At 75.0% G+C, this 3449-nt stretch carries 2 protein-coding genes; one reads left to right on the forward strand and one right to left on the reverse strand.

Annotation, left to right across the window (positions count from 1 at the left end; all coding sequences use genetic code 11):
• Positions 1-18: 18 nt before the first annotated feature.
• Positions 19-279, reverse strand: a complete 261-nt coding sequence (locus tag ACYVE9_RS19655) for an SGM_3592 family protein (protein WP_461029196.1) — start codon at positions 277-279, stop codon at positions 19-21.
• A gap of 511 nt (positions 280-790) precedes the next feature.
• Here ACYVE9_RS19655 and ACYVE9_RS19660 point away from each other — a divergent pair.
• Positions 791-3367: an ATP-binding protein gene (locus ACYVE9_RS19660; RefSeq protein WP_461029197.1), complete on the forward strand. Its 2577-nt coding sequence runs from the start codon at positions 791-793 to the stop codon at positions 3365-3367.
• Positions 3368-3449 lie beyond the last annotated feature (82 nt).

Below are 3449 nucleotides of genomic sequence, written 5' to 3' on the forward strand. Positions count from 1 at the left end.
GGCAGGCCCCGGCCGGTCTCAGTCGTCCTTCTTGCGGCGCCGGCGCTTGCGGTCCTTGCGCTGCTGGCGACGGCTCTTGCTGAAGAACCAACCGGCAGGCGGCTCGTCGGCCCGCCACGGCTGGGGCTCCGGCGGCGCGTGGCGCCACCGCTCCTGGAGCATCCGCGTCCGGGCGGCGGGCTCGCTCACCTCGGCGTCGCGGATGAACGACTCGTCCAGGACAAGGTCGTCCCAGTCGCGGCCCTGGTTCTCGCCCCGGTCCTGCGGGTCGGTGCTCACGTTCAGCCTCCCGTCCGGCGGTACGGCCCTCTGTTCCCCACTGAACGTGCCGGACCCGCCCGGTGTTCCCGGCCGGGCTCCGACCAGGGCGGCGACCGTGGCCCGCGCGGTGGCGCGGCAGGACGCGGCAGGGGCCGGCGGAGCGGCCGCGGGGATGGGCCGGCTGTCCCGCCGAACCGGGAAGGATAGCGGAGCGGAGGGATGCCCTCTGCGGTATCGAGCACTTCGCATCACACCCTGTGACGCCCGCGCTACCCTGGCGATACGCTTCGTCGGAGCCCATGGCCGTCACCCCAACGGCCATGGGGACAACCGGAGAGAGTCGCGGTGCGGACGGCGCCGTGCCAGAGGGGAACGAGTGGTTTCCGAGCAGCCCGGCACACACGAGGCAGGCCACCACCGGCCCGTCGGCGGAGGCCCGACCGGCCCGCTGGAACGCTAGGCCGAACTCGTCAGCGCCCAGATCGCGATCGACGGCCTCTACGGCCGTGGCGGCAGGGCCGCCGCCGGTGTGCCGAGGGGCGGACGGCTGTCCTTCACCGGACCGGCCGGAGCGGGCAAGTCCACCGTTCTGACCGAGGTGCGGCGCCTCGCCGCGGAGCGCCGGTGCACGGTGCTCACCGCCAGGGGAGGCGAACGCGAGCAGGCCATGGCCTTCCACCTGGTGCGCCAACTGCTGCTGCCGCTGCTCGCGGGGTTCTCGGACCGTGAACGCCACGACGTACTGGGGGACTGGTACGCGATCGTCGGCCCCTGCGTCGGGTTGTGCCCGGCCGAGGACGGCGCCGCCCCCGACCCGCAGGGTGTGCGGGACGGCCTGGACTGGGTCGTCACCCGCCTGGCCGTCCGCCGGGGCCCGCTCGTGCTGGTGATCGACGACGCGCACTGGGCGGACCAGGAGTCCCTCCAGTGGCTGACCGCCTTCGCCGGCCGCGTCGACACCCTGCCCGTGCTGCTGGTCACGGCCTACCGCGCCGACGAACTCCCCGCCGGAGCCGAGGGACTGGACGAGCCGGACCGGGACGTCGGGCGCTCGCTGGAACTCGCGCCGCTGACGCCCACCGCCGTGGCCGGACTGCTGCGCGGCGCGCTCGGCACCCACGCGGACGACGACTTCTGCCACGCGGCCTGGCTGGCGACGGGCGGCAATCCCTACCGCGCGGTGGAGCTGGCGGCCAAGGCGGCCGACCGCGGACTCCCGCCGACCAGGGAACACGTGCCGCAGCTGCGTGAGCTCGCCGAGTCGCCCAACGGCATCGGGCTCGTCGAGCGGCTGGACGAACTCGGCTCCTCAGCGGTCCGGTTGGCGTGGGCGGTGGCCGTACTCGGCTCCGAGGCGACGCTCTCCCTGGCGGCGTCGATGGCCGCGCTGGGACAACTGGAGGCCGCCCAGGCCCGCGAACGGCTGCGCCGCGCCAGGATCCTCAAGCGGGACGTGGGCCTGGAGTTCGCCCACCCGCTCATCGCCACCGCGGTCTACCAGGAGGTGCCGGCGGCGGTCCGCGTCGCCCTGCACGGCAAGGCAGCCTGGGAACTCGTCGAGTCCGGACAGGGCGCGACCGCCGCCGCCCGGCACCTCCAGGAGACACATCCGGACGGCGACGACTGGGTGGTGGACCACCTGCGGGAGGCGGCCCGGGAGTACCTGCGCACCGGAGCCCCGGACGCCGCCCGCCGGGCGCTGGAGCGGGCCCTGCGCGAACCGCCCTCACCCGAGGTGAGGGCGGACGTGCTCTACGAGTTGGGCAGCCCCGCGCTGATGCACGACCCGGCCGTCTCCGCCCGGCACCTGCGCTCGGCGCTGGAGGAGAGCGCCGCGACGGTCGGCCTCCGCCAGAACGCCACGATGCGGCTCGCGCGCGCCCTGACGTACAGCGACCGGCTGCCCGAGGCGGTCGCCGTCATGGAGGAGGAGGCGGCGCGGGCCACCGACTCCCGGGTGCGGCTGCGCATGCTCGCCGAGCACTTCATGATGGCCGCGTTCACCGCCGAGGACCGCGGCGCGCCGGCCCGTTCGCGCCGGCTGGCACGCATCACCGAACGGCTGACCGGCCGGGACCGGACCGAGGGGTACCTCTTCGGGCTGCGCGGCTGGGACGCCATGGTCCGCGGCGAGCCCGTGCACGTCGCCCTGGAACACGCCGAACGGGCCCTGGCGCTGGGCGACATGCGGTGGACCGACGAGGACTGGGGATTCGAGGTCCCCACCCTGGTGGCACTCACCTTCCTGCACTGCGACCGGCCGGACCGTGCCGACGAGCTGTTCACCCAGGGCGTCGGCGAGTTCGAGCAGCAGGGCTGGCGCGGTGTACCGCTGGCCCTCGGTTACACCTTTCTCGGCCACATCCGCTACCGCTGCGGTCGTCTCACCGACGCCGAGGACTTCGTACGGGCCGGGCTGCGCCTGGCCGACCGGGTGGGTCCGGCCAGTCCGGTGCACTGCTCGGCTACGGCGAGCCTGCTGCAGATCCTGCTGGCCCGGGGCCGCACCGCCGCGGCGACCGAGGTCGCCGCCGAACACGGCTTCACCGAGCCGTTCCCCTCCGGCGTCTTCCCGGACGCCCAGGCGGTCCGCGGTGAACTCCTGCTGGCACGCGGCATGGCCAAGGAGGCCGCGGCCGAACTCGCCGAGGTGGGACGCCGCTTCGACGAGCGCGGCATGCACAACCCGGGCTGGTGCCCCTGGCTCCCGCAGCTCGCGCTCGCCACCGAGGCCACCGACCCGGCCCGCGCCCGGGAACTGGGCGACGAGGCCGTCCGCCGCGCCGAGCGCTTCGGCGCTGACTCCGTGCTGGGCCAGACGCTGCGGGTCGCCGCCAGGTTCGGTGACCCGGTCCAGCGCATCGCGGACCTGAGGCGGGCCGTCGACTGCCTGGAACGTTCACCGGCGGCGTACGAACTCGCCGCCGCACTGGTGGAGCTCGGCGCGTTGCTGCGCCGCGCCGGCCGGCTGCGGGAGGCCGCCGAGTGCCTCTACCGCGGTGTGGACGCGGCCGTTCAGTGCGGCGCGGAGTCCGTGGTGACGCAGGCCAGGGACGAACTCGACGCGGCCGCACTGCGCCCGCGCCGCCTCGGCCCGTCCGGCTGAAGGCCGGCGCGTAGCGGAGCGGTAACCGGGTGCGCCACCGCCTGCCGTGGCCCGCGTCACCGCAGGCGGGCCTGTTCCGGAC

The organism is Streptomyces sparsus (genome assembly GCF_054776295.1).